Genomic DNA, 21,050 nt, shown 5'->3' with positions numbered 1-21,050 from the left:
CTTGCCGGCTTCGCCGGAAACGCCCGACGCAAACGAGATTTCGCGCGGCGTTTCGTCGAGATTGTGCACGAATAATACGGAATTGTTGCGCCAATCGTAGCGAATGATCAAAACGGCCGGATCCCGCGCGGCGATCACCTTGTAGTCGCCCCAGCCGATCTCCGGTATCTCCTTGCGCATCCGGATAATGCGTTCGGTCCAGTTCAGTAGCGAGTCGGGATCGCGGCGCTGCTTCGCCACATTGACGTGCTTGAAGCCGTAGGGACCCTCGTCGATCACCGGTGAGCACGGCCGGTCGCTAGCCGTGAAACCGGCATGCGGTTCGGTTGACCATTGCATCGGGGTGCGGGCGCAATTTCGCTCGGGCAAATCCAGCCGGTCGCCCATGCCGATTTCGTCGCCGTAGCGGATCACCGGCGTGCCGGGAAGCGTACACATCAGACTGTAGGCGAGTTTGAGTCGCCGCCGGTTGCCACCAAGCATCGGTGCCAGGCGACGGCGAATACCGCGGTCGTAAAGCTGCATGTTCTTATCGGGACCGAAGCTCCTGAACACCCTTTCGCGCTGCACTTTGGTTAGCCGACCGAGATCGAGTTCGTCGTGGTTGCGCAGGAATAATCCCCATTGCGCTGTGGCCGGACGCGGCCTGGTGGCGTTGAGCGCCTTGGCGAGTGGCCGGGAGTCGGCCGCTGCCAGCGCATAGAACAGATGCTGGTTGACGTGGAAGTTGAACATCATCTGCATGCGCTCGCCGTCGTCGCCGAAATACCTCATATCGGTCTGCGGCCGTACGTTAGCCTCCGCCAGGATGATGGCGTCGCCTTTCCGCCATTGCAGAAATTCGCGAAACGACCGCAACATATCGTACTGCTCGACGGGCGTTTTGACGTTGGCACCCTTGGTTGCGATCACGAACGGGACCGCGTCCATGCGAAAACCAGATACACCGAGTTGAATCCAGAAGCCCATGATCTTGAGTATCTCCGCCTGCACCTGCACGTTCGACGTGTTGAGATCGGGCTGAAAATCGTAGAAGCGATGGAAGTACCAGGCCCTGGCTTCCCCATCGTGGGTCCATGTCGACTTTTGCACGCCGGGAAACACCACACCCTTGTCGGCGTTGGCGGGTTTCTTGTCGGCCCAGACGTACCAGTCACGATAGTGAGAATCCTTTGAGCTTCGCGCGTTGCGAAACCAGGGATGCGCATCGGAGGTATGGTTGACGACGAGATCGATGATGACGCGGATGCCGCGTTGTCGGCAGCCATGGGTGAATTCAACGAAGTCGCCGAGCGTGCCGTAGCGCGGATCGACGCCGTAATAGTCCGAGATATCGTAGCCGTCATCCTTGCCGGGAGATGGTTGGAACGGCATCAACCAGATTGTTGTGATGCCAAGTCCCTGTATATAATCGAGCCGGCGCAGCAAACCCTTGAAATCGCCTACGCCATCGCCACTGGCGTCCATATAAGTTCCTACCGCCAAACAATAGAACACGCCATTTTTGTACCAGAGATCATCGATCATTGAGAAATCGCCCCTCGGTCGACCTTGAGGTTTTTCGCTGGTTACGTGGCAAGAGCATAAGTGGCGGGGTGAGCACGGGTTCCCGCGCATCGCTTGCTTGGAGCTATGGGAGTTGGCGACCGTCGCCTACAGACACTAAACAGGCATGCCGCCGGAGCCCCGGAAGGGTTGTTTTTTGACTCGACGGCGACCGGGCCGGCCCATCCGAAAGTTTGCCCGAAGGGTGAACGCGAAATGGCGTTCTCGTTTATTGGACCGGACCGGCGGCTTGCTCGCGGCTCTTGATCGAGCCTTGATATTTGGCGAAAGCGTAAGTGATCTCGGCGCCCATCAGTATTATTTGCGACGAATAGTAAACCCAGATCAAGACGACAATGATCGATGCCGCCGCTCCGTAAGTGGATTCCAACCCTTGTTCGCCGATATAAAAGCCGATGGCGGACTTACCAAGTTCGAAAAGTAACGCGGTAATAAAAGCTCCAAGCCAAACATCATACCAGTCAACCGGAGTGTCAGGGAGCGACTTGAACATCATGGCGAAAAGCAGCGAGATGATGCCAACAGAAGCTATGATGGTTGCGAGGTGCAAAATCCATTCTTGGACATAAGGAGCCGCGTATTTCCCGAAGGCTGCCAGAGCCGCGGTAACGATTAGAGAGACGAGGAGAAGAAAACCAAGGGCGAGAACCGCAGCGAGCGAGACGGTGTAACTGCGTAGAAAATGCCATATGCCATTGCCCGGCATCTCGCCCACCCCCCAGACCGTATTCAATGCGTCCTTGAGCTGAACCACGACCCCTACGGCCGCGAAGAGCAACGCTCCTAGCCCAAGCGACGTCGCGATGAGGCCCACTCGGGGCCGACCGGCATCCGCAAGCATCGCCTGGACGGCCTGGGCGCCTGTGTCGCCAAGCATGTCCTTAATAGATGACGCCACCTGTCCGTTTACAGCTTCGCGGCCGAAGAAGAATCCGGCGATGGCGATGGCTATGACGATGATGGGTCCAAGCGAGAATACGGAGTAATAGGCAAGTGCGGCTCCTTGACGGGAGTCTTTGTGTTCAGACCAGTTTTTAGCCGCCTCTTTCACAACCGCCCACAGCATCGCATCCCGCCTTCGCCGATCATACGGACGGTTCTCAATGCGACAAACCCGATGCCAGCAAAAAGGGCACCGGCTTGGTCGTTATGCTTGTCCAAAGGGATAAAGCGGGGGCGTAGAATTTGGTTCCTAAGCGAGTTCCCCTGAAGGCGTTTGGCGATCCTTGACGTCCCGTCGCAAATGGAGGGAATTGCGATTCTTGCGAGAGCTCGAAGCGGTAAATTTTTCCAAAGTCAAACGGGTTTCTGCGTCGCAAATCGTCTGCAATGTTCAAGATAAGCCATCTCATGGCTCCCGATCAGCGACACGACGCTCGTCCCACAGCCATGATGGAGCTTCCAGTGTCTTCGATCGGTTGCGTTCAAGTTCCGTGGACCAGCGCTTTCGGGTAGTTGCGTCCATCTGGCGTGCATGGGCCTTGCCCACCACGCCTGCGAGAAAGCTGGCCGCTTTCATCGCATCCGGGACCGTGAGTTGCTCGATCTCAATCTTCAGGTCCTGAGGCAACAACTCTCGAATGAACACCGAACGCTGATCAAGCTTGCCGGCGACCATTCGCTTGCCGAGATGTGGCGACAGATGAACCGCACCCTCTACCACGCGTTCGACGTGGTCTTTCGGCATGGCTGTTCCGGGATAGCGAGGCGCCGCCGCCGTGACCGCTTCCTTCACGTCCATCAGCGCCTGGTCACGCGTCTTGCCGGTGCCGACACCCAAGAGCACGGCAAACCGCAAAAGCCCGAGCGAACTGCAACCCTTCATCCCAATAAGCCGCATCGAGCATCTCGACTCGAGTCGTTCATTCGCCAATTGCTTCCAGGATCGCGCTGTTGATTTCTTCATGACGAGTTGAATGGACTTCGGCGCATCATCGATCGCGTCCGCATCCTGACGCAACGCGGCGCGGTATCCTTCGATCACCTGCTCCATGATATGGGCTGTCGTCACGCCAGGCAGGTCGGATCCGCGCGACGCGGTTGCCAAGGACAGAGCCAGTCGGATGAGATCGTGGGCAGGATTTCCGATGACGGTCTGATCAAGATCGCGGATTTGAATAGCGACCCGTCCGTCCGCCGCAGCGACCGGGCCCAGATTGCCGGCGTGGCAATCGCCACATATCCAGATCGGCGGCCCTTCGGGCAAGGTGCCACGCTTCTGGGCTTCGAGCCATTCGTCGAAGTGTACGGTGCTTCCCCGCACGTAAGCATGGGCCGAACGCGCCATCTTGAGCGTCTGCTGAGTTCGCAAAGCGGAGATACGGTCGGCCGGACGGAGGGATTTTTTTGAGGTCATTGCCTGTGCGCTGCTGAAATGGCCCCCGACAACTCATGAGGGGGTCGTTTGTTACAGCACCATGACATCTATATAACAAGAACTGCATAGCCCCCTGAACGAATTGCGAGCCTGATATGTGGTGATCAGGCTCGCACGCGTTAACTAGAGGCCATGCTCGGCCTCGACGTTGACGACCGTTTTCGCGAGCGTCGTGAGTGCGGCGTCGGTCGCCTTCTCTTCCTTCAATGTGGCGTCGAGCAATGCGACTGCGTCGGGCATACCAAGTTCTGCCGCCCACGTGCGCAAGGTGCCGTATCGCGACATCTCATAGTGTTCGACAGCCTGTGCTGCCGCGAGAAGACCGGCGTCGAGCGCGGGCATTCCCTTGTATTCGGTCATGATCTCGGCGCCTTCTTTCGTGATTCCCATGATGGCGTCGCAGGTTTTGGCGCGTGCGGGCTTGCCCAGGATTTTGAACACGCCCTGCAGACGCTTGACCTGTCCTCGCGTTTCCTTCTCGTGTTTGACGAAGGCAGCCTTCAGGTCTTTCGACTGCGCTGCCTTTGCCATCTTGGGCAAGGTCTTGAGGATCTTGTTTTCGGCAAAATAGACGTCCTTGAGCGTGTCGTGGAAAAGGTCGCTTAGCAGCTTCGGCTTTTTGGCCATTGGGTTTTCCTTGAATAGTTGTGGGATCGGGCAGAGACAGGCGGCATCAGGCGCCCATCCATGATGCTGTGGTGGCGAAAAACGGCGTTCGCTCAGTGATCGAAAAATCCCCCACGAAGGCGCGGGATTTGGAGCTTCAGACTCAGCGCAGCAAGAGAATCAGAATGATGAGTGGAATGGGAATTCCGACGAGCCAGAGAAGAATGGGCATATGATTTCCTTTCCTGTTTTATCTTTAATTGCGATTATTGGCGGCGCGCTCTGGATCCCCAGGTGCCGTCGCGGAGACCGCCGCCCTCGGTAGCGGCAAGGCTGGCGCAGAAGGCACCGATCAGCAGAGAGGCCGTCAGCCAGAAGGCAAGCTGCGCCGTCGCCTTTCGGGCCGCATCGAGATCGGCCTTGGCTTGCGTGACGACTTCGTTGACCCGCTTGTCGGCATCGGCCTGGCTGAGACCGGTCCGTGCGGCAACAACCTTGGAGAGGTACTCGCGATCGGCCGGCTTCAGCTCGCCACCGTTCCGAAAACGCGAGGTGAACAGACGCAGCATCTCGCCACGAGACTCGTTGGAATTCCCTGCCGTCTGGGAAGCTGGGGTATCAGAGCGCAGCAGCGTGTCGACATAGCCGTCCATCGGACCGCCGCGGCTGGCGGCGGCGGCTCCCTGCGTTGCGCCGGACGCTCCCCCGCTGATCAGGCTGCCAGCGGGTGAGGCTAGCAAAACCGCACCGAGGACCGCGGCCAGGGCCCAGGCGACAAAGCCGTGGGCTGTGTCGCGGAAATACACTTCGTCGCTATGAACGCCGACCCAGCCTGTCCGCAGTCGGCCTGCAAGGTAGCCGCCGATCGACGACGACAACATGGCGATGACGATCAGATAGAGCCCGGTACCGATCTTGAAGGTCGTCGCGGAGACGCCGCTACCCGCCCAAGGTGAAACGACCGAAAGTCCAAGTCCGATTCCGAAGGCAAGCAGAACGAAGGTGAGGGCGCAGGAGACGACTGCCCCGGCAGTAACCGAAGCCCACGACACGCCCGCAATGGACGGTTCAACGGTCGCCGACTCTGGTTGAATTACAACGGCATCTATCATCGCGCTCTCCCCGGCCGCTTTGCGGCAGAATATTGTTTCTGGTGGTGCCGCAATAATGAGCAGGAGTAACAATGGTTCCGAAGGAATAAATGCCGCCGACAATTAGATGTTGGGAGCGCTGCCGGCGAATATGTCGGTCGAGTCCTATTGAACGAGTGCCAGCCCACCGAGGCTTCGTTCAGAAAACCCAGCGCGCAGCCAGACCACGCCAGACGTCATCCTTGATCGGCTCGCAACTTTTCAGGTGGTGATAGCGTTGAAATTTGGGACTTCACCCACGGGAGAAACGAATGCCGGATACATCACAAATCAAGGAACATATGGACGTTATTTCGTCAGATCGAAAAACAGTCGGAAAGGTCGATCACCTTGACGGGGCTGACAAGATCAAGCTGACGAAAAAGAGTTCACCCGACGGGCAACATCATCATTTCATTCCGGTTTCTTGGGTGGATCATGTCGATCAGCATGTCCATCTCAACAAATCCGATGCGGATGTAACCGCACACTGGCAGCACGGGCAGCAGTAGCCTCGATAGAGTGCCTCCACAGGCAAATAGGGTTCATTTGCCTGTGGAGGCGCAGTTTGTTTATTTAAAGAGCAAGAAGGCGGCCCTCGCCGATCACTCCAGCCGGTCCTGCGGGGGCTCAGGAGAAGTCTCTCGCGCCATTTCGCGCTCCGCCTGCAGCCAGAAGTCCATTTCTGAACCGTCGGTCTTCCCGCTTTTCTCCCAAAGCTCGTAGGCACGCTGTCGAATTTTATCTTCCGGACCGCTCATGACATGCTCCATTTTCTACGGCATTTTCACGTTAGGTTCGCGTCCCCAGACTCTCAATTTCGCGAGTCCTGCAACGAACGATCTCACGTCCTTCGCGCTCGCGATGGCGATGCAGCCCTCATCGAAATCGTCGGTGGCGACGCCCGCCTTCTCGAATAGCGGCAGGGCCGGTTCGACGTAGCCGATGAACTTGCAATGGGCGAAAGCGTCGGCAACGAAATCCCGCGCCGCGGATTCCTGTAACAGGTCTTCCATGGCTTCCGCCGCCGGCAAAAGGACAACCGCGTCGTACAGAACCGACGGTCCGCCATCGATCATTTGGTCAGCTTCGATCCAGCTGCCGTCGCTGGCCTCGACGCCGGTGACCTTTGGCGCGATGATTTCAAAGGTTGCCCCGGCTTTGTCGAGGGCAGCTTTGAGTGCCTTGAGCAGACTTGTGTCCGATCCGTCGGAAACGAGAATACCGAGCTTTCTCCCCTCAAAGCGCTCGGGCCCGTTCTGGACGATGCTGAGGGCCGGCGAGGGATCGAGATCCTGGCGTGTTGGCACGGCAGCATCGGCCGGCTTCGGCATCTTCTGCAACCCGAGCTTGCCGGCGACGTTGTTGGCCAGCGTCTTGTCGATATTCAAGAGATGGGAGACCATGCGCTCCCGGATAACGGGCGTTTTGACCTTGCTGAGTTCGAAGGTCAGAGCGGCGGCGATGTGCGTCTGCTCGCCCAAGGTCTGACTGATGAAGAACTGACGTGCCTGGCTATAATGGTCGGCAAAGCTTTCGGCACGCAGACGGCGTTTGGCGCCTTGTTCGATATCAGCGAATGGTGTGAAACCGCGCTGCGGCGACTCTCTCGGGCCTTCACCAAAGGAATTGGGCTCGTAATTGGCGCGCCCGACCGGATTACGCATGGCCATGTGTCCGTCCTGCTGAAAGTGTGCGAACGGGCATTTGGGAGCGTTGATGGGCAAATGGGTGAAGTTGGGGCTTCCCAGGCGTTTCAGCTGGGTGTCGAGGTAGGAAAAATTGCGCCCTTGGAGCAGAGGGTCGTTGGAGAAGTCGATTCCGGGCGGAACGTTCTGGGTCATGAAGGCGACTTGTTCGGTCTCCGCGAAGAAATTATCGGGCATGCGATCGAGCACCAGTCGCCCAACGGGGACCGGAGGCAAAATCTCCTCAGGAATGAGTTTCGTGGGATCAAGAACGTCGAAGTCGAATGAGTCGGCGAACTTTTGATCAAACAATTGCAGTCGAAGTTCCCATTCCGGAAAGTTGCCCGTTTTGATCGCCGTCCAGAGGTCCCGACGGTGGAAGTCGGGGTCAGCGCCATTGATCTTGACGGCTTCGTTCCAGACGACCGACTGCAGGCCCAGTTTGGGTTTCCAGTGGAATTTAACGAAGGTGGACTCGTTTTTCGCATTGACGAGCCGAAAGGTATGGACGCCGAAACCCTCCATAAAGCGAAACGATCGCGGGATTGCGCGGTCAGACATGACCCACATGATCATGTGCATGCTTTCGGGGGTAAGGCTGATGAAGTCCCAGAAATTATCATGCGCCGACTGGGCCTGAGGAAAGGCGCAGTCGGGCTCTTCCTTCACCGCGTGGATCAGGTCCGGAAACTTGATCGCATCCTGAATGAAGAAAACCGGCATGTTGTTGCCGACGATGTCCCAGTTGCCTTCCTGGGTGTAGAGCTTCACGGCGAAGCCCCGGACATCCCGGGCGAGGTCGACCGAACCCTTGCTGCCGGCGACGGTGGAAAAGCGGACGAAGGCAGGCGTCTTGTCGCCGGCGCGCTGAAACAAGTCGGCTCTCGTGTACTTCGACAGCGATTTATAATTTTCGAAGAAGCCATGCGCAGCGTAGCCGTGCGCGTGCACGACCCGCTCGGGAATGCGCTCATGGTCGAAGTGGAAGATCTTTTCCCTGAAGTGAAAATCCTCGATCAGCGTCGGCCCGCGAGGACCGATTTTCAGAGAGTTCTGATCGTCCGCGACAGGTCCACCTTGGGCTGTAGTTAGGACAGCCGTCTGGCCAGATGCGGTTTGATGAAGTTCGCCACCTTCGCCGCGCTCGAGCTTCTGATCGTGTACCGTTGCCGCTCCGCTGGATGCTCGGTTTGATTTGGTAGTTTTGGCCATTGTGCGGTCCCTGTGGATTAGCTGAGAAATGCATAATCCGCCGATCCGCACTACGTTCCGTGGATAAGCTCATTCCGACCATCGCTGCAGCTGATCTTGAAATGGCAACAAGTGAAGCCAAGTACGTGGTCGAGCTCTCCTACAATCATTTCACCGGAGGGTGCTTTCGGCATGGCACGTCTATTCTCAGATGGCGGCAGATAAAAATCCGGTTCAGTGCGCCTTTGAGCTGGTGAATGAGAAGATTGACCGCAACCTCTTAACGGGCCGCGCTTCCTCTGTGCGGTCGTGAGCCGAAGGCGCAATGTGCATTCGCTTCTGGTCGGCCGCTTCGGCGACATAGGGCGACGCTAGATTCCGATATTTGATAATAGTTTAGATGTCTTTGGCGCTATCGCCGCCTGTAACCTCGTATTCCGCCCCGGTAACCATATTCGCGGCGTCGGAAGCCAAGAACACCGCCGCAGGAGAGATATCGTCTGGCTGCAGCCAGCCGACTTTCAGCGGCACTGTCGGTGCGCGGATATCCCACGCTTTTTGTGGCGATGGATGGTCGTCTCTTGGTCGTCCTGTCTCACCGATCGTTTCGCTCAATCGCTTGTCGTAGCGGGTTAGTGCAGTATCGACTAGGCCGGGGATCAAGGCGTTGACTGTGATGTTGTGCTCGCCGAGTTCCATCGCCGCCGATTTCATCAAGCCCAGGATTCCCCATTTTGATGCCGAATAGCTGGCCGCATCTTTTGTGCCGTGCTTTCCCTGCATCGAAGACAAAAGGATAAAGCGGCCCTTTTTGCGTGCGATCATTTTCGGAGCGAACGCCCGAACCGTGTTAGCGGTGCCGTTGAGATTATTGTCGATAACGTCGCGCCAGTCGGCGTCTTCCATTTCGAGCAGTGGGACCCAGCGCTGAATTGCGGCGTTGGCGACAACGATATCGATCTTGCCATACGTCGTCTCGATATGATCGGCGATGCTACGAAGGGAGCCGATGTTTCGAATATCGGCTTTGATGCCTTCGGCTCGCCGGCCGTAGCCACGGATTTGCCGTACGGTTTCTTCCAGTTCCTCCGGCGTAGCAGGCATGGCATTGGACGCCGTTGACACGGGTCCCGCGATGTCCAGCACGACCACGTCTGCGCCATTGGCGGCCATCTCCACCGCGATAGCGCGGCCTATTCCGCGAGCGCCGCCGGTTACCACGGCAATCTTGTCCGTCAAAAAGGTACCTCTACCGGGCCGGATCGGGCCGGCGCTTTGCTGTTCGGCCGGTTCCGGAACCGGCTGACCGTTCAGTTCGCGAGGAGCGGTGTCCGAACGGTTCTGTGCGGCGGCGGGCGTGACGGCGGCGAAAGTGGCGGCCGCTGCGGCGCCTCTCAACAGGTTGCGTCTCATGGGATTGTGCTCAGCCATTCTCGGATCCTTTAAACACCCCGACAGGAACAGGCATTGATCGCGATTGTTCCGGCCTCGGCAAAGCGGCCGATAGCTGTATTGATTCTTCGGCGCGGGAGAGAGTGGAGATCACGACAGCCGCGTTTGGATCCGGATGCATCAGGATTATCCCAAAAAGTGAGCCGTCGCGAAATCCGGTACGGGCTACGGCGAGCATGGGCTGCCGCTTTCGGGAACGACTGCTTCGTACTGAAGTTGGTCCCAATCCAGGGAGACCGCTCATGGCGCCGATCACGAAAATACGGATCCATCGCTTCGGCGGGCAGGAAGTGCTTCGGGCCGACGATGTCGAGCCGTCGCTTCCAGACGCGGGCCAGGTGCTGGTCGCCGTGCGCGCGGCCAGCGTCAATCCGGTCGACTTCAAGATTCGGTCCGGCAAATATCCAGCCGTGAAGGACGACCGTCTTCCGTACACGTTAGGTCGGGACTTTTCAGGTGTGGTCGAAAAATGCGGTGCTCAGGCTACCAGGTTCCAAGTCGGCGACGAGGTGTTTGGCATCGTGAACATCTATGGCGGCGGTTACGCTGAAAAAGCGGTCGTGGACGAGCGCGCGATCGCGTCGAAGCCCGCAGCCCTCGACCACGTCCTGGCCGCAGCCGTCCCGCTTGCCGGCCAGACCGCCTGGCAGGGTTTGTTTCGCCACGGACAGCTAAAGGCCGGTCAGACGGTTCTTATTCACGGCGGCTCCGGAGGCGTCGGCCACTTTGCAATTCAGTTCGCAAAAGCCAAAGGGGCCCGCGTACTGACAACGGTCTCGGCCGAAAACGTCGAATTCGCGCGCGAGCTTGGCGCAGATATTGTCATAGATTATGAGAAGCAGCGGTTTGAGGACAAAGCCTCCGATCTCGACATGGTGTTCGATCTGATCGACGGCGAGACCCGGGAGCGGTCGTGGAAGCTTCTAAAGAAAGGCGGAATCCTGATCACCACGCTGACTGATCCTTCGCACGACAAAGCCAGTGAGCATGGTGTTCGAGCGACGCGGTATACCGTCGAAGCGGATGGCTCAGAACTAGCCGAAATTGCCAGCCTGTTGACGTCCGGAAAAGTGAAGCCGCATGTTCAGGAGACCTATCCATTGCGCTCCGCCGTCGATGCTCTTGATTCGGTGGAGAAGGGACATTCCTTGGGCAAGGTGGTCCTAATGGTAAGCTGAGGAGGATCTTAGCCGGTCCCCCCGGTCATGTCCGCGCCGACTTCGCTTCACATTGTTAATGGGATATTGGAATAGTTGGCCGCGCCGCATGCAGGGAATTTGAAGCTGTCCAAAAAGCAAGAAAGCTTGTCGTCGTCTCGAGCCTTGAGCTTCCTTAAAGGGAGCGGTCGGGTCACGTCACTGGTCAGATCCTTTGATTGGGCCAACACACCGGTGGGTCCGATTGAACAATGGCCCGTGAGCCTGAAGATGGCGACCGCGTTGCTTCTGCAATCGCCCATTGCCATCGTGATGCTTTGGGGCCCGGAAGGCGTCATGATCTACAATGATGCCTATTCGAAGTTCGCTGGTGGCCGTCACCCGGGGCTGTTGGGTCGCAGGGTTCGGGAAGCCTGGCCTGAGGTCGCCGACTTCAACGATCATGTACTCAACGAGGTGCTGCACGGCGGACGAACTCTCTCCTACAAAGATCGCGAACTGTGGTTGAACCGCGACGGAATTCCCAAGCAACTCTGGACCGACCTCGACTACTCGCCGGTCATCAACGAACTTGGCGAATCGGTCGGCGTGTTTGCCGTCGTTACCGAGACCACCGAGCGCGTTCTGGCCGATCGACGGATCGCTGCTGAGCGCGAGCGACAGCAGCAACTATTTGGTCAGATGCCGGGCTTCGTCGGTGTGCTGCGGGGCGCTGAACATGTCTATGAATATGTAAACGAGGCCTATCTCGAAATCTCTGGTCGGACCGATTTCATCGGCAAGACTGTTCGGCAGATGTTTCCAGAACTGGACGGACAGGGTTACTTTGAACTGCTCGACGAAGTCTATTCAACAGGGCAAGCTGTCGTCACCCGCGCAATGGAGTTGCGTCTATACGGAAGCGACGAGATCCAATTTATCGATTTTGTTTATCAGCCTGTTCGCGATCCGGACGGAAGCGTTGCGGGCATCTTCGTCGGGGGGTACGAAGTTACGGAAGCGCATCGAGCGGCGGCGGCCCTGAGGGTGAGTGAAGCTCGCTTGCTTGAACTTAATGCGAACCTCGAACGTCAGGTCATAGAACGTACGCAGGCGAGGGGACTTACGTGGCAGGTTAGCCCCGATCTTCTGGGGGCGCTGAATTCGGAGGGCTATTTCGAGACTTCCAACCCAGCATGGAAAACGGTTCTGGGTTGGTCCGAGGAAGAGGTAGCGCGAACCTCGATCTTCGAGTTATTGCATCCGGATGACCTGGAGCGAACGCGAGCCGGTTTCGAGTTGACGCAACAAGGACAGCCCGCGATCAGGTTCCCAAACCGCTATCGATGTAGAGATGGCAGCTATCGATGGATCTCCTGGGTCGGCGTTCCCGAAGACGGAATGGTCTATTGCAGCGGGCGGGACATAACGGACGAGAAGGCTGCAGAAGCCGAATTGGCGGTGGCGCAAGAGGCATTGCGTCAGTCGCAGAAAATGGAGGCTATCGGTCAACTGACGGGGGGGATTGCGCATGATTTTAATAACCTGTTGGCGGGGATAAGCGGCAGCCTCGAGTTACTTGAGCGGCGGCTCGGCCAGGGTCAGATCGCCGGCCTGGAGCGATACATCGCTGCTGCGCAAGGTTCGACTAAGCGGGCAGCGACCTTGACGCAGCGGTTGCTGGCGTTTTCCCGGCGTCAAACGCTCGACCCGAAACCCACCGATGTCAACAAGCTGATCAATGGAATGGAGGATTTGATACGTCGGACGGTGGGACCGGCAGTCGTATTGGAAGTCGTCGGCGCCGGCGGACTTTGGCTCACCAAAATCGATTTATCGCAGCTTGAAAATGCCGTTCTCAATCTCATCATCAACGCGCGTGACGCAATGCCCGACGGTGGCCGCATCACGATCGAGACCGCCAATAAATGGCTGGATGAGCGCGCAGCAAAAGATCGAGAGCTTCCGTCTGGCCAATACATCTCCCTTTGCGTAACAGACACCGGCACGGGTATGACCCCGGGCGTCATTTCGCAAATTTTCGATCCGTTCTTCACTACGAAGCCCCTCGGTCAAGGCACGGGATTGGGGTTGTCGATGATTCACGGTTTCGTGCGTCAGTCTGGTGGTCAGGTACGAGTCTACTCCGAATTGGGAGTGGGCACTACGATGTGTTTGTACCTACCGCGATTCTTAGGTGAAGCAACAATGGATGCTCCCTCGGAGACGACCGTTACGAAGGATGGCGGCCAAGGCGAAACAGTGCTCATTGTCGACGACGAACCGACGGTCCGCATGCTTATGCGCGAGGTTCTTGAAGAAGCTGGGTACGTCGCGATTGATGCCGCGGATGGACCTGCTGGGCTCAGCATATTGCGCTCCGATGCGCGCATCGACCTGCTTGTCACGGATGTCGGGTTGCCCGGCGGCATGAATGGCCGGCAAGTGGCGGATGCAGCGCGAACCTTCAGGCCGGGACTTAAGGTATTGTTCGTGACCGGGTATGCGGAGAATGCGTCGGTCGGAAACGGACATCTCGACGCTGGAATGCAGGTGATGGCGAAACCGTTTGCGGTGGCAGAGTTTGGCAACAAGGTGCGCGAAATTATCGACAATTGATAGTGGTGCATATGCGGCTGGTCACCACGTCACGCGCCTGACGGAGGCCGAGGCCCCAGGGCGAGGCCGGCGACCACGCGGCCAACGGACGAGGAACACAATTTGGGGAGCACAAGAGCGCGTCTCGCCAGCCCAATCCTTCAGCTTCGGATCTTCGCCGCTCTTGGCATAACGCTCGAACAGCGACACTGCATCCTTGTGGGCGCTGACCTGCATGGAGTCGAAATCTGAGGAGAAGCTGTCCGGCTTCGCGTCCTTCAGTTTGTCGATCTTGCTCTGCGAAGAACTGTCGAGACCGGTGGGGATTGCCGCCTTGGCATCGGCGGGCGCCATTGACTTGAGCTGATCCGATGTCTTGGTGTGATCCGTGATCATCTGGCTGGCAAAGGTCTTCTCCTGGGCGTTGCCACGTTCTTGGCCCAGTTTGGAAGCAGCGATTTCCGTCATGTCGCTCATCGCAGCTTCCTTCACGAAATCGGCCGTCGTCGGACTGATGCCGAGTGTGGAGTTCACGCCGGTTTTCTCGCCGACGGATTGTGCGAAAGCCGATGTCGAAATCAGCAATGCCGCCGCAGTGATTGTGAGTATCGTCCTCTTCATGTCACGTGTCCTTGCTTTTGTTACGTCGCGCGATTTCGGTCGCATAACTGTTACAAGGCAACCCGGGCAGGGCATGTGGGTTCCGAAACAAGCACGGCTTGTTTCGTCCGGTCTTTGACACGGCGCCTTTCAGCCTACCGGTCCTTTGGTGAGAAACTGCGGTAAGGTCAGGCGATCACGACCCACTATCATCTCTACGGCAGGAAGGCGATGGCTACGCTTGCCAGGATGCCAGACCGGGACAAGCCATCGCGATGGCCGGGATCAGCATCAGAAAACCGAATGCACGCTTCTGAAGATGTCAAAAAGCCAATCGATATCGACGGTCTCCTTCCGAGCCTGATCGATCAGCCGCTTTAAGAGACCGGATGTGTGAACGACAAGCTGCATCTGGCCCCGGCTGTCTTCGTGAAGCCAAGCTGGAAAACACTCGCCGCCGGTATCTCGCGAAACGGCTGAGATCGTCTAGGTGCGAAAAAACACGAACCAGATCAGACCAAGAATTAAGACCGCTAGGCCGGTCGAAATTGTCATGAGCAGCAGAACAGACGGTCCGGGTTCGCCCTGCCGCGCTTCCGTGGGCGTCTCGATAATCACGCCGTGCTTTTTTTCGACCATTTATCTCTCCCAGGCCGCGTGCTTTGAATTTTTGGCGCCCCGACTGCCGCTGTCGAACACCAAACCGCCCGGGTCGTGATTGTTCCTGCCATCTTCTCGTGGTGGCCGAACAGAGGAGCTGCGCAGGTCGAACCCGCCTGAGTGCCCTTCCGAGTGCGTCAGGCATTAGACGGCTATGGATTTTCGCCGGCCAGCACCACTGAATTTGTCGAGGTGCTAAACTGGACTGTTCAAAGCGACTTGGCGCCCGCGCGGGCCGTACGCGAGATTGCGCCTTACACGTGGGTGCATGCCGACGATGATGAACGGCGGCAAAGGAAAGCTAAAAAAACCGGCGCTGAGGTCCAAGCCGTAGGACGCGAGGATTAGCGAAACACAGAGACCAACCCCGCAGAAGACGGCCACTGTTTTGAGAATGTCGAAATCTGGTGAGATCGCAGGAATGACATTTGAGAACGCTTTGCAATTGCAGTCATGGCAATCCTCTGAGTGGTCGACCACGCCCACAATATGGAAGCTCGATCTCTAGATGACTTCGCGTCCACCGAAAAACGGCTTCCTTCGTGAGTCTACGGCGAATCAAAAAGCAATAGGTTTCGAGGCCTTAATTTTCACTTATCGTCCAAGGATGTCTTTGCGGTCCATTTCCGAAGCAATGGTTGCTCCGGCCCATTTCCATCGCTGCCGCCTCCTGATGAGGCGTAGTAGACGGATTTGATAGAACCGCCGAAACGGCGTCGCATTTTGTTGGCGGTTTCAGCCGATCGCCAGCGCATCCGGCCAATATGAAAGCAAATACCAGGACCATGATCCTCATTTGAGCAATCTATCCCTTTTAGCTGTACCTGCTGGGACTTTCTCAGGCGTCACGCGGGCGCGCTCTAGCGTGCCTGAAAGAGCTTTTGGCGAAGTCAGAAACGGCAGGTTGCCGCTTCGCCAACGAACCCCGCGAGACGCAGGGAACAATCCCCGGAGGACGGCCTCAGTTGCTCCCCGCGCTGGGGCCGTTTCTTTTTGGTGTAGGCCGAATTGGGCCACTCGCCATTTCAAAACGGGCCGCTAACGAAAAACCCCGTCCGCGGGGGCCTTGTGCGGACGGGCTTATCGGTTTTGAGACTTGGCGTTCCTGGGGGACGCCAATTGGAACCTAGTCATAGGCCGAGAGGCAGCCAAGTTAAGAGTTTGCATCTTGATGTCTTGATGTTTCCGGGTCGATCCCCGGAAACTCCACACCGGCACTGGCCCCGTACGACGGCTTATCCTGCGTCAACGTCGACCAGGAAGATCGCCGCAAGACTGGCCGGCGACCTTTCTGCCATCTCTTCGCGGTGGCGTGCCCGCTCATCCGCATTTGTTAAGCGAAGGCGCAGAATTGAGAGACCGTCGCAGAGCGGGACACCGCTAGAATTGGCGGACCTGAGTTTGGTACGCACAACCTCGTCTCTGAAAAATGCATCAGCATCTTCGTGTTTTTTGACCGCGAAAGCGAGGACTGGCTTTCGGTCGGACTCGATGGTGAAAATTGAGAGCGAAAGGGAATCGGTCATTTCTTCGCCTTCGGTCCTATCTCAACCAGGCCGACGGCTTCGGATTTCGCTGGAATGTCTAGCGGCTCGCGAGAAACACCTGCTCCGCGCGCACCATCTCTATCAAAGCTTCGTCCGCGCGAAGTCGTCGCAGAATCTTTGCAGCAGTAGGCCAAGGTTGGGTACCTGGGTCGCTCATTTCCTCTTCACCTTCAGCCCGATCTCGCGGGCGTGGTGCCCTTGACCGCGACCAATCATTCAGCAGTCGGAGGGCGGGGCAATACTGGATCTGCGCGGCTGATCAGGAAGATGTCGATCATGCGGCTTCCTCAGCAATGGTCGCCCGATAGGGCCTGACCGGGATTTACGCGGCCCGCAATCTGAAATCGCAATAATGCGAACCAAGGCAAGGCCGAATCGTAAGGGACCCGCTGTGTGAGACGCTACTGTGGGAAAAACCGGGAAGGGCGCAGAAAAACTGGTGGGCGCACCAGGGATCGAGCCTTAGACCTCTCGAGTGTGAAGGGAGCGCCTCGAGGCCGCTAGCCGGTCATTTTGATGCAGAATTCGCGGGTTTTGCCGGGGGGTGTCTGGCGGTAGCGGTCTCTCGCTACCAACTTTCCCCACACTCGCCGAACCTTGTGGGGCCAGGCCTGCCACCTCAAGCGGTGCGTTAAGCGTCCTGCAATCTCGACAGTAACCCGGTCTGGATGCGAGGCGTTTCGGAATACCGTTGCTGTCTTTAATTGCCTGAAGCATCTGCCTCTCATGCGACGGCATCGATCCGAAGATGCTCCGTTGCTCGTCTGAGGACGGCGTGGAGCCAATTCTGCGATGCATCCCCTTCGTAACGTTCGTGCCAGAGTGAGCGCACCTCGAGTCGAGCGGTCGGATAAGGCAGCTCGTAGATCGCTACGGGGTGAGTTGCCGCGAAAGAATTGGCGAGCGGCCGCGGCACGATCGCAGCCAGACTTGAATCGCCGAGCAGCGTTGGAAGTGCGAGAAAATGCGGCAACGAGACTGCGACGCGTGGCACCTGGCTGGAAGCCGCGAACGCATTTTCGAATGCAGTCCGGTCGTACATCTCCGATCTTCGCGCCAGACCGCGTTCCGAGATGAAGCCGTCGATCGCACCTTCCTGTTCGCCGCCAAACGACACCACGACGATGGAAAGTTTCGCAAGTGTGTCTGTCGTGATCGCGCCGAGCTTTTGGCCGGAATGGGTGATGAGAACGTCGTCATAGCCGAACAGGAAGTCCGACTTGAAACGCGGCGGCACCGCTGAGAAGGTGCCGATCGCAACGTCGATCCGCCCGAGGTCGATCTGCTCGGCCAAATCGATCCGCGTCACCGGCTTGATGGCGAGGTCGATCAAAGGCGCCTCTGCGGCGAGAATCCCGAGCAGGTTGCGCGCGATCACCATGGTCGTAAAATCATTGGCGGCGATCGTGAATTTCCTGGTCGAACCGCCAGGTTCAAACTTCGGCAGTTCGACAGCAGCTTCCAGAGCTTTGAGAGCGTCGCGGACCAGGGGAGCCATCGCCAGCGCGCGCGCGGTGGGCTGCATTCCCGTAGTGGTCCGGATGAATAGTTCGTCTTCCAGCATTTCGCGCAACCGCGCGAGGCAATGGCTGACGCCGGACTGGCTCAGGAAAACCTTCTGGCTCGCGCGCAGAACGCTCCGCTCCTCCATGACGGCGTCGAACACGCGCAACAGATTCAGGTCGAAGCTGGAAAACGGTACGGTCATCTGGCCCCTGTCGGCGGTCCGGCAAATCCGAATGCGTCAGCCTGTATATCGGGAAAGTTCGATCAAACCGAATGTATTGGGCACAGGAAATCACGTTATTTCAAGGGCTTCCCGTCTTTGCCAGGGCAATCTGCAGGCCGCTCATTTCAAAGCTGAAATAGTTTCACTTCCGCGCGGCGCAGGTCCGGGATTATCGGGGATGTCGATAATCGGGGTGAAGGGCATGCCGCGCGCAATCGGAAGCAAGACGGCCAGCAGGATTTGGCCGATCTGGATGTTGGGGACGCTTGTGGCGCTAGGCGCCGGCGGCAGCTTCCGGCCAGTGGCGGCGCAAATGCCGCCTCTCAAGCTCGGCGTCCTGACCGACATGTCGTCGCTCTACGCTGACAATGGCGGTCAGGGCTCGGTGGTTGCCGCGCAAATGGCGGTCGATGATTTCGGCGGCACCGTGTTGGGGCGCAAGATCGAGGTGATCTCGGCCGATCACCAGAACAAGGCCGATATCGGTGGCGCGATTACCCGGCGCTGGATCGAGAACGAGAATGTCGAGGTGATCCTCGACGTGCCGAATTCGGCGGTGGCGCTCGCGGTCCAGGGCATTACCCGCGACAAGAAGAAGCTGTTCCTGGCGACGGGGGCCGCGACGTCGCGTCTGACCGGGGATGAATGCTCGCAGACTGGAATTCACTGGACTTACGATACCTATGCGTTGTCGCAGGGTACGACCAAAGCGGTATCGAAGCTCGGGGTCAGGAGCTGGTATTTCCTGTCAGCGGATTACTCGCTGGGCGCACAGCTGGAGGCCGACAGCCGCAAGGTGATCGCAGCCGCGGGCGGTCAGGTCGTGGGCGCGGTCAAGCATCCGATCAACACGCCGGACTTCTCTTCATTCCTGTTGCAGGCGCAATCGTCGAAGGCCGACGCGATCGCTCTGGCCGATGCCGGCGGCGACTTCATCAACGCCGTCAAGCAGGCCGGCGAGTTCGGGGTGACGAAGACCCAGAAGCTGGTCGGCCTTCTGGTGTTCATCGCCGATATCCATAGCCTTGGCCTGCAGAGCGCGCAGGGGTTGATCCTGAGTTCGGCGTTCTACTGGGATCTCAACGACGACACCCGGGCGTGGTCGAAGCGTTTCATCGAGAAGACCGGCAAGGTCCCGACCATGATCCATGCCGGCACCTACGGTGCGGTAACGCATTATCTCAAATCGGTCGCCGCGGCCGGCAGCGTCGATGGCCCGGTGGTGGCTGCAAAGATGCGCGAAATACCCGTCAACGACTTCATGACCAAAGACGGCAGGATTCGCGAAGACGGTCGCTTGGTTCGCGACATGTATCTGTTCAAGGTCAAGTCGCCCGAGCAATCCAGATACAAGTTCGACTACTATCAATTATTAGCAACGATACCCGGCAACGAGGCTTTCAAACCTCAAGAGGAGGGTGGATGTCCTCTGCTCAGCAAAAAATAGCGGCCAGGACACCTTTGCATGAAGCAAGCCGCGAAGGCCTGGAAGATGTCGACAGGATCATCAAGGGCCGCTTTGCCTGCCGCGCCTTCACGAGCCGGGCGGTGCCGCGACAGATCATCGCCGATATCCTCGATGTCGCGCGGTTTGCGCCGAGCGGCGCCAATATTCAGCCATGGCACGTCTACGCGGTCGCGGGCGCCAAGCAGGCCGAAATTATAACGGCGTTGTTGCAGGCGCATGAGGAAGCCCGCGAGCAGCATGCCTCCGAGTACCGGTATTATGCCTCGAAACTGCCGGAGCCGTACGCGTCGCGCCGCGACCAATTCGGCCGGCTGTTTTATGGATCGCTCGGTATAGAGCAGTCGGACACAGCGGGCCGTGCGCGCCAGACGGCGAAGAATTACGGCTTCTTCGGTGCGCCCGCGGGCCTGATCGTCACCATCGACCGGCGGCTGCAGATCGGCAGCTGGCTTGATCTCGGCATGTTCATCCAGAACGTGATGATCGCTGCCGGGGCGCGAGGCCTGCAGAGCTGTCCGCAGGAAACCTTTTCGAAATATCACGCGCTGTTGCGCGATCTGCTGCCGATACCACCGGACCAGATGGTGGTTTGCGGCATATCGATCGGATTCGCCGAAGACGAAACCGTACGTACCGGAAGCCAGATGCCGAAGGCCGCGGTTGAGGAATTCGCTCAATTCGCGGGCTTCGAGGACTGAACAAAACGTGCAAGGGAGAACCGACATGGGACATCGCGAAGAGCTCATCCAGCGCAGCATTCCGTTTCTGCAGGAGGTCAAGGACATGACCCCGAACGCGCGGATGGAGAAATGGTTGAACCAGAAATATGGCGAGCACAGCGACCTCTACAAAGACCTCGCCCGGCTGATCAAGCTCGGCGTGCAGGAGGGATGGGCCGCCAATCAGGAGGTCGATGGTCCGAACTATCGACGCAGCAGGATCATGGAGCCCTCGCCGGAGACGTTCCATTTCAGCATCACCGCCGTCTATATGGACAGCAAGGACCCCAAGCGGTTCAAGGACGAGCATGACGACGAGGTGCTGCGCGGCCAGTTTCACGGTCATCCCTATGGCGAATTGAATCTGGTGATCCCGCTCGATGAGGGCGCCGAACTCCGGGGGCTGCAAGGCTGGCAGGGACCGGGCTGGACCGCGCCGGATCCGGGAAGCCGTCATTACCCGGAGGTCAAGGGCGGCGCGCTGATCGCGTTGTTCTATCTTCCGGCGGGACGGATTTCCTACGACTTCAAGGCGCCGTCCTGAAGCAAGGCACGCATGATGTCGCGCTTCGACCTGGACAAC

At 58.2% G+C, this 21,050-nt stretch carries 18 protein-coding genes and 1 pseudogene; 7 read left to right on the top strand and 12 right to left on the bottom strand.

The genetic code is table 11. The features are described 5' to 3' along the window. The 5 genes from GSQ88_RS18030 to GSQ88_RS18010 all read right to left on the bottom strand — a co-directional run. The coding region (locus tag GSQ88_RS18030) for an alpha-amylase family protein (RefSeq protein ID WP_246784858.1) at positions 1 to 1,527 on the bottom strand (1,527 nt) is incomplete at its 3' end. A 247-nt stretch (positions 1,528 to 1,774) separates the two neighbouring features. Continuing rightward, positions 1,775 to 2,632, bottom strand: a complete 858-nt coding sequence (locus GSQ88_RS18025) for a YihY/virulence factor BrkB family protein (protein WP_159009089.1) — start codon at positions 2,630 to 2,632, stop codon at positions 1,775 to 1,777. A 282-nt stretch (positions 2,633 to 2,914) separates the two neighbouring features. Further along, positions 2,915 to 3,922: a DUF2252 family protein gene (locus GSQ88_RS18020; protein ID WP_349628226.1), complete on the bottom strand. Its 1,008-nt coding sequence runs from the start codon at positions 3,920 to 3,922 to the stop codon at positions 2,915 to 2,917. Between the two features lie 144 nt (positions 3,923 to 4,066). After that, positions 4,067 to 4,570 carry a YciE/YciF ferroxidase family protein gene (locus GSQ88_RS18015; protein WP_159009088.1) on the bottom strand — a complete coding sequence of 168 codons (504 nt, stop codon included), beginning with the start codon at positions 4,568 to 4,570 and terminating at the stop codon, positions 4,067 to 4,069. 245 nt (positions 4,571 to 4,815) lie between these two features. Next, complete coding sequence (locus GSQ88_RS18010) at positions 4,816 to 5,661, bottom strand: hypothetical protein (RefSeq protein WP_159009087.1); 846 nt, start codon at positions 5,659 to 5,661, stop codon at positions 4,816 to 4,818. Between the two features lie 290 nt (positions 5,662 to 5,951). On the opposite strand from GSQ88_RS18010, the gene GSQ88_RS18005 reads away from it, so the two are divergent. After that, entirely contained in the window at positions 5,952 to 6,191 is a 240-nt protein-coding gene (locus GSQ88_RS18005) for a DUF2171 domain-containing protein (RefSeq protein WP_159009086.1), read from the top strand. A 93-nt stretch (positions 6,192 to 6,284) separates the two neighbouring features. On the opposite strand, the gene GSQ88_RS18000 is transcribed toward GSQ88_RS18005, so the two are convergent. The 3 genes from GSQ88_RS18000 to GSQ88_RS17990 all read right to left on the bottom strand — a co-directional run bounded on the left by GSQ88_RS18000 (position 6,285) and on the right by GSQ88_RS17990 (position 9,989). Beyond that, positions 6,285 to 6,440, bottom strand: coding sequence for a DUF2934 domain-containing protein (locus GSQ88_RS18000; RefSeq protein WP_246784857.1), 156 nt, complete (start codon positions 6,438 to 6,440; stop codon positions 6,285 to 6,287). 15 nt (positions 6,441 to 6,455) lie between these two features. Continuing rightward, complete coding sequence (gene katE, locus GSQ88_RS17995) at positions 6,456 to 8,579, bottom strand: catalase (protein ID WP_159009084.1); 2,124 nt, start codon at positions 8,577 to 8,579, stop codon at positions 6,456 to 6,458. Positions 8,580 to 8,954: 375 nt separating this feature from the next. Next, complete coding sequence (locus GSQ88_RS17990; RefSeq protein ID WP_159009083.1) at positions 8,955 to 9,989, bottom strand: SDR family NAD(P)-dependent oxidoreductase; 1,035 nt, start codon at positions 9,987 to 9,989, stop codon at positions 8,955 to 8,957. A gap of 263 nt (positions 9,990 to 10,252) precedes the next feature. On the opposite strand from GSQ88_RS17990, the gene GSQ88_RS17985 reads away from it, so the two are divergent. The 3 genes and pseudogenes from GSQ88_RS17985 to GSQ88_RS17980 all read left to right on the top strand — a co-directional run bounded on the left by GSQ88_RS17985 (position 10,253) and on the right by GSQ88_RS17980 (position 13,765). Further along, on the top strand, positions 10,253 to 11,188 hold the full coding sequence (locus GSQ88_RS17985; protein ID WP_159009082.1) for an NADP-dependent oxidoreductase: 936 nt from the start codon (positions 10,253 to 10,255) through the stop codon (positions 11,186 to 11,188). A 249-nt stretch (positions 11,189 to 11,437) separates the two neighbouring features. Further along, positions 11,438 to 11,794 (top strand): annotated as a pseudogene (locus GSQ88_RS36195) (PAS domain-containing protein); the annotation flags it as partial. A 54-nt stretch (positions 11,795 to 11,848) separates the two neighbouring features. Next, entirely contained in the window at positions 11,849 to 13,765 is a 1,917-nt protein-coding gene (locus GSQ88_RS17980) for a hybrid sensor histidine kinase/response regulator (RefSeq protein ID WP_502706747.1), read from the top strand. 21 nt (positions 13,766 to 13,786) lie between these two features. Here the strand turns inward: GSQ88_RS17980 and GSQ88_RS17975 are convergent, their stop codons facing one another. The 4 genes from GSQ88_RS17975 to GSQ88_RS17965 all read right to left on the bottom strand — a co-directional run bounded on the left by GSQ88_RS17975 (position 13,787) and on the right by GSQ88_RS17965 (position 18,259). After that, entirely contained in the window at positions 13,787 to 14,365 is a 579-nt protein-coding gene (locus GSQ88_RS17975) for a DUF4142 domain-containing protein (protein WP_159009081.1), read from the bottom strand. Positions 14,366 to 14,830: 465 nt separating this feature from the next. Further along, entirely contained in the window at positions 14,831 to 14,983 is a 153-nt protein-coding gene (locus GSQ88_RS35005) for a hypothetical protein (protein ID WP_174248049.1), read from the bottom strand. Positions 14,984 to 16,239: 1,256 nt separating this feature from the next. Next, positions 16,240 to 16,530 (bottom strand): hypothetical protein, encoded by a 291-nt coding sequence (locus GSQ88_RS17970; protein WP_159009080.1) that lies wholly within the window; start codon positions 16,528 to 16,530, stop codon positions 16,240 to 16,242. A gap of 745 nt (positions 16,531 to 17,275) precedes the next feature. Then, positions 17,276 to 18,259, bottom strand: a complete 984-nt coding sequence (locus GSQ88_RS17965) for a LysR family transcriptional regulator (protein ID WP_159009079.1) — start codon at positions 18,257 to 18,259, stop codon at positions 17,276 to 17,278. 223 nt (positions 18,260 to 18,482) lie between these two features. Between GSQ88_RS17965 and GSQ88_RS17960 the strand changes: the two genes are divergently transcribed. The 3 genes from GSQ88_RS17960 to GSQ88_RS17950 are packed head-to-tail and all read left to right on the top strand — an operon-like array spanning position 18,483 to position 21,011. Continuing rightward, a complete protein-coding gene (locus GSQ88_RS17960; protein WP_502706742.1) occupies positions 18,483 to 19,727 on the top strand; it encodes an ABC transporter substrate-binding protein in 1,245 nt (414 codons plus the stop codon). Then, on the top strand, positions 19,703 to 20,446 hold the full coding sequence (locus GSQ88_RS17955) for a nitroreductase (RefSeq protein ID WP_159009078.1): 744 nt from the start codon (positions 19,703 to 19,705) through the stop codon (positions 20,444 to 20,446). Before GSQ88_RS17960 ends, GSQ88_RS17955 begins: the two co-directional genes overlap by 25 nt. A 25-nt stretch (positions 20,447 to 20,471) precedes the next feature. Further along, entirely contained in the window at positions 20,472 to 21,011 is a 540-nt protein-coding gene (locus GSQ88_RS17950) for a 4-hydroxylaminobenzoate lyase (protein WP_159009077.1), read from the top strand. The last annotated feature ends 39 nt before the right edge of the window (positions 21,012 to 21,050 follow it).

The organism is Bradyrhizobium sp. S69 (assembly GCF_009766005.1).
Classification (GTDB): Bacteria; Pseudomonadota; Alphaproteobacteria; order Rhizobiales; family Xanthobacteraceae; genus Bradyrhizobium.
This window is presented reverse-complemented; position numbering and strand designations above follow the sequence as displayed.

Coding starts and splice junctions, on each gene's coding strand:
- GSQ88_RS18025 (WP_159009089.1), bottom strand. CDS start 2,632: ATGCTGTGGGCGGTTGTGAAAGAGGCGGCTAAAAACTGGTCTGAACAC.
- GSQ88_RS18020 (WP_349628226.1), bottom strand. CDS start 3,922: ATGACCTCAAAAAAATCCCTCCGTCCGGCCGACCGTATCTCCGCTTTG.
- GSQ88_RS18015 (WP_159009088.1), bottom strand. CDS start 4,570: ATGGCCAAAAAGCCGAAGCTGCTAAGCGACCTTTTCCACGACACGCTC.
- GSQ88_RS18010 (WP_159009087.1), bottom strand. CDS start 5,661: ATGATAGATGCCGTTGTAATTCAACCAGAGTCGGCGACCGTTGAACCG.
- GSQ88_RS18005 (WP_159009086.1), top strand. CDS start 5,952: ATGCCGGATACATCACAAATCAAGGAACATATGGACGTTATTTCGTCA.
- GSQ88_RS18000 (WP_246784857.1), bottom strand. CDS start 6,440: ATGAGCGGTCCGGAAGATAAAATTCGACAGCGTGCCTACGAGCTTTGG.
- katE (WP_159009084.1), bottom strand. CDS start 8,579: ATGGCCAAAACTACCAAATCAAACCGAGCATCCAGCGGAGCGGCAACG.
- GSQ88_RS17990 (WP_159009083.1), bottom strand. CDS start 9,989: ATGGCTGAGCACAATCCCATGAGACGCAACCTGTTGAGAGGCGCCGCA.
- GSQ88_RS17985 (WP_159009082.1), top strand. CDS start 10,253: ATGGCGCCGATCACGAAAATACGGATCCATCGCTTCGGCGGGCAGGAA.
- GSQ88_RS17980 (WP_502706747.1), top strand. CDS start 11,849: ATGCCGGGCTTCGTCGGTGTGCTGCGGGGCGCTGAACATGTCTATGAA.
- GSQ88_RS17975 (WP_159009081.1), bottom strand. CDS start 14,365: ATGAAGAGGACGATACTCACAATCACTGCGGCGGCATTGCTGATTTCG.
- GSQ88_RS35005 (WP_174248049.1), bottom strand. CDS start 14,983: ATGGTCGAAAAAAAGCACGGCGTGATTATCGAGACGCCCACGGAAGCG.
- GSQ88_RS17970 (WP_159009080.1), bottom strand. CDS start 16,530: ATGACCGATTCCCTTTCGCTCTCAATTTTCACCATCGAGTCCGACCGA.
- GSQ88_RS17965 (WP_159009079.1), bottom strand. CDS start 18,259: ATGACCGTACCGTTTTCCAGCTTCGACCTGAATCTGTTGCGCGTGTTC.
- GSQ88_RS17960 (WP_502706742.1), top strand. CDS start 18,483: ATGCCGCGCGCAATCGGAAGCAAGACGGCCAGCAGGATTTGGCCGATC.
- GSQ88_RS17955 (WP_159009078.1), top strand. CDS start 19,703: ATGTCCTCTGCTCAGCAAAAAATAGCGGCCAGGACACCTTTGCATGAA.
- GSQ88_RS17950 (WP_159009077.1), top strand. CDS start 20,472: ATGGGACATCGCGAAGAGCTCATCCAGCGCAGCATTCCGTTTCTGCAG.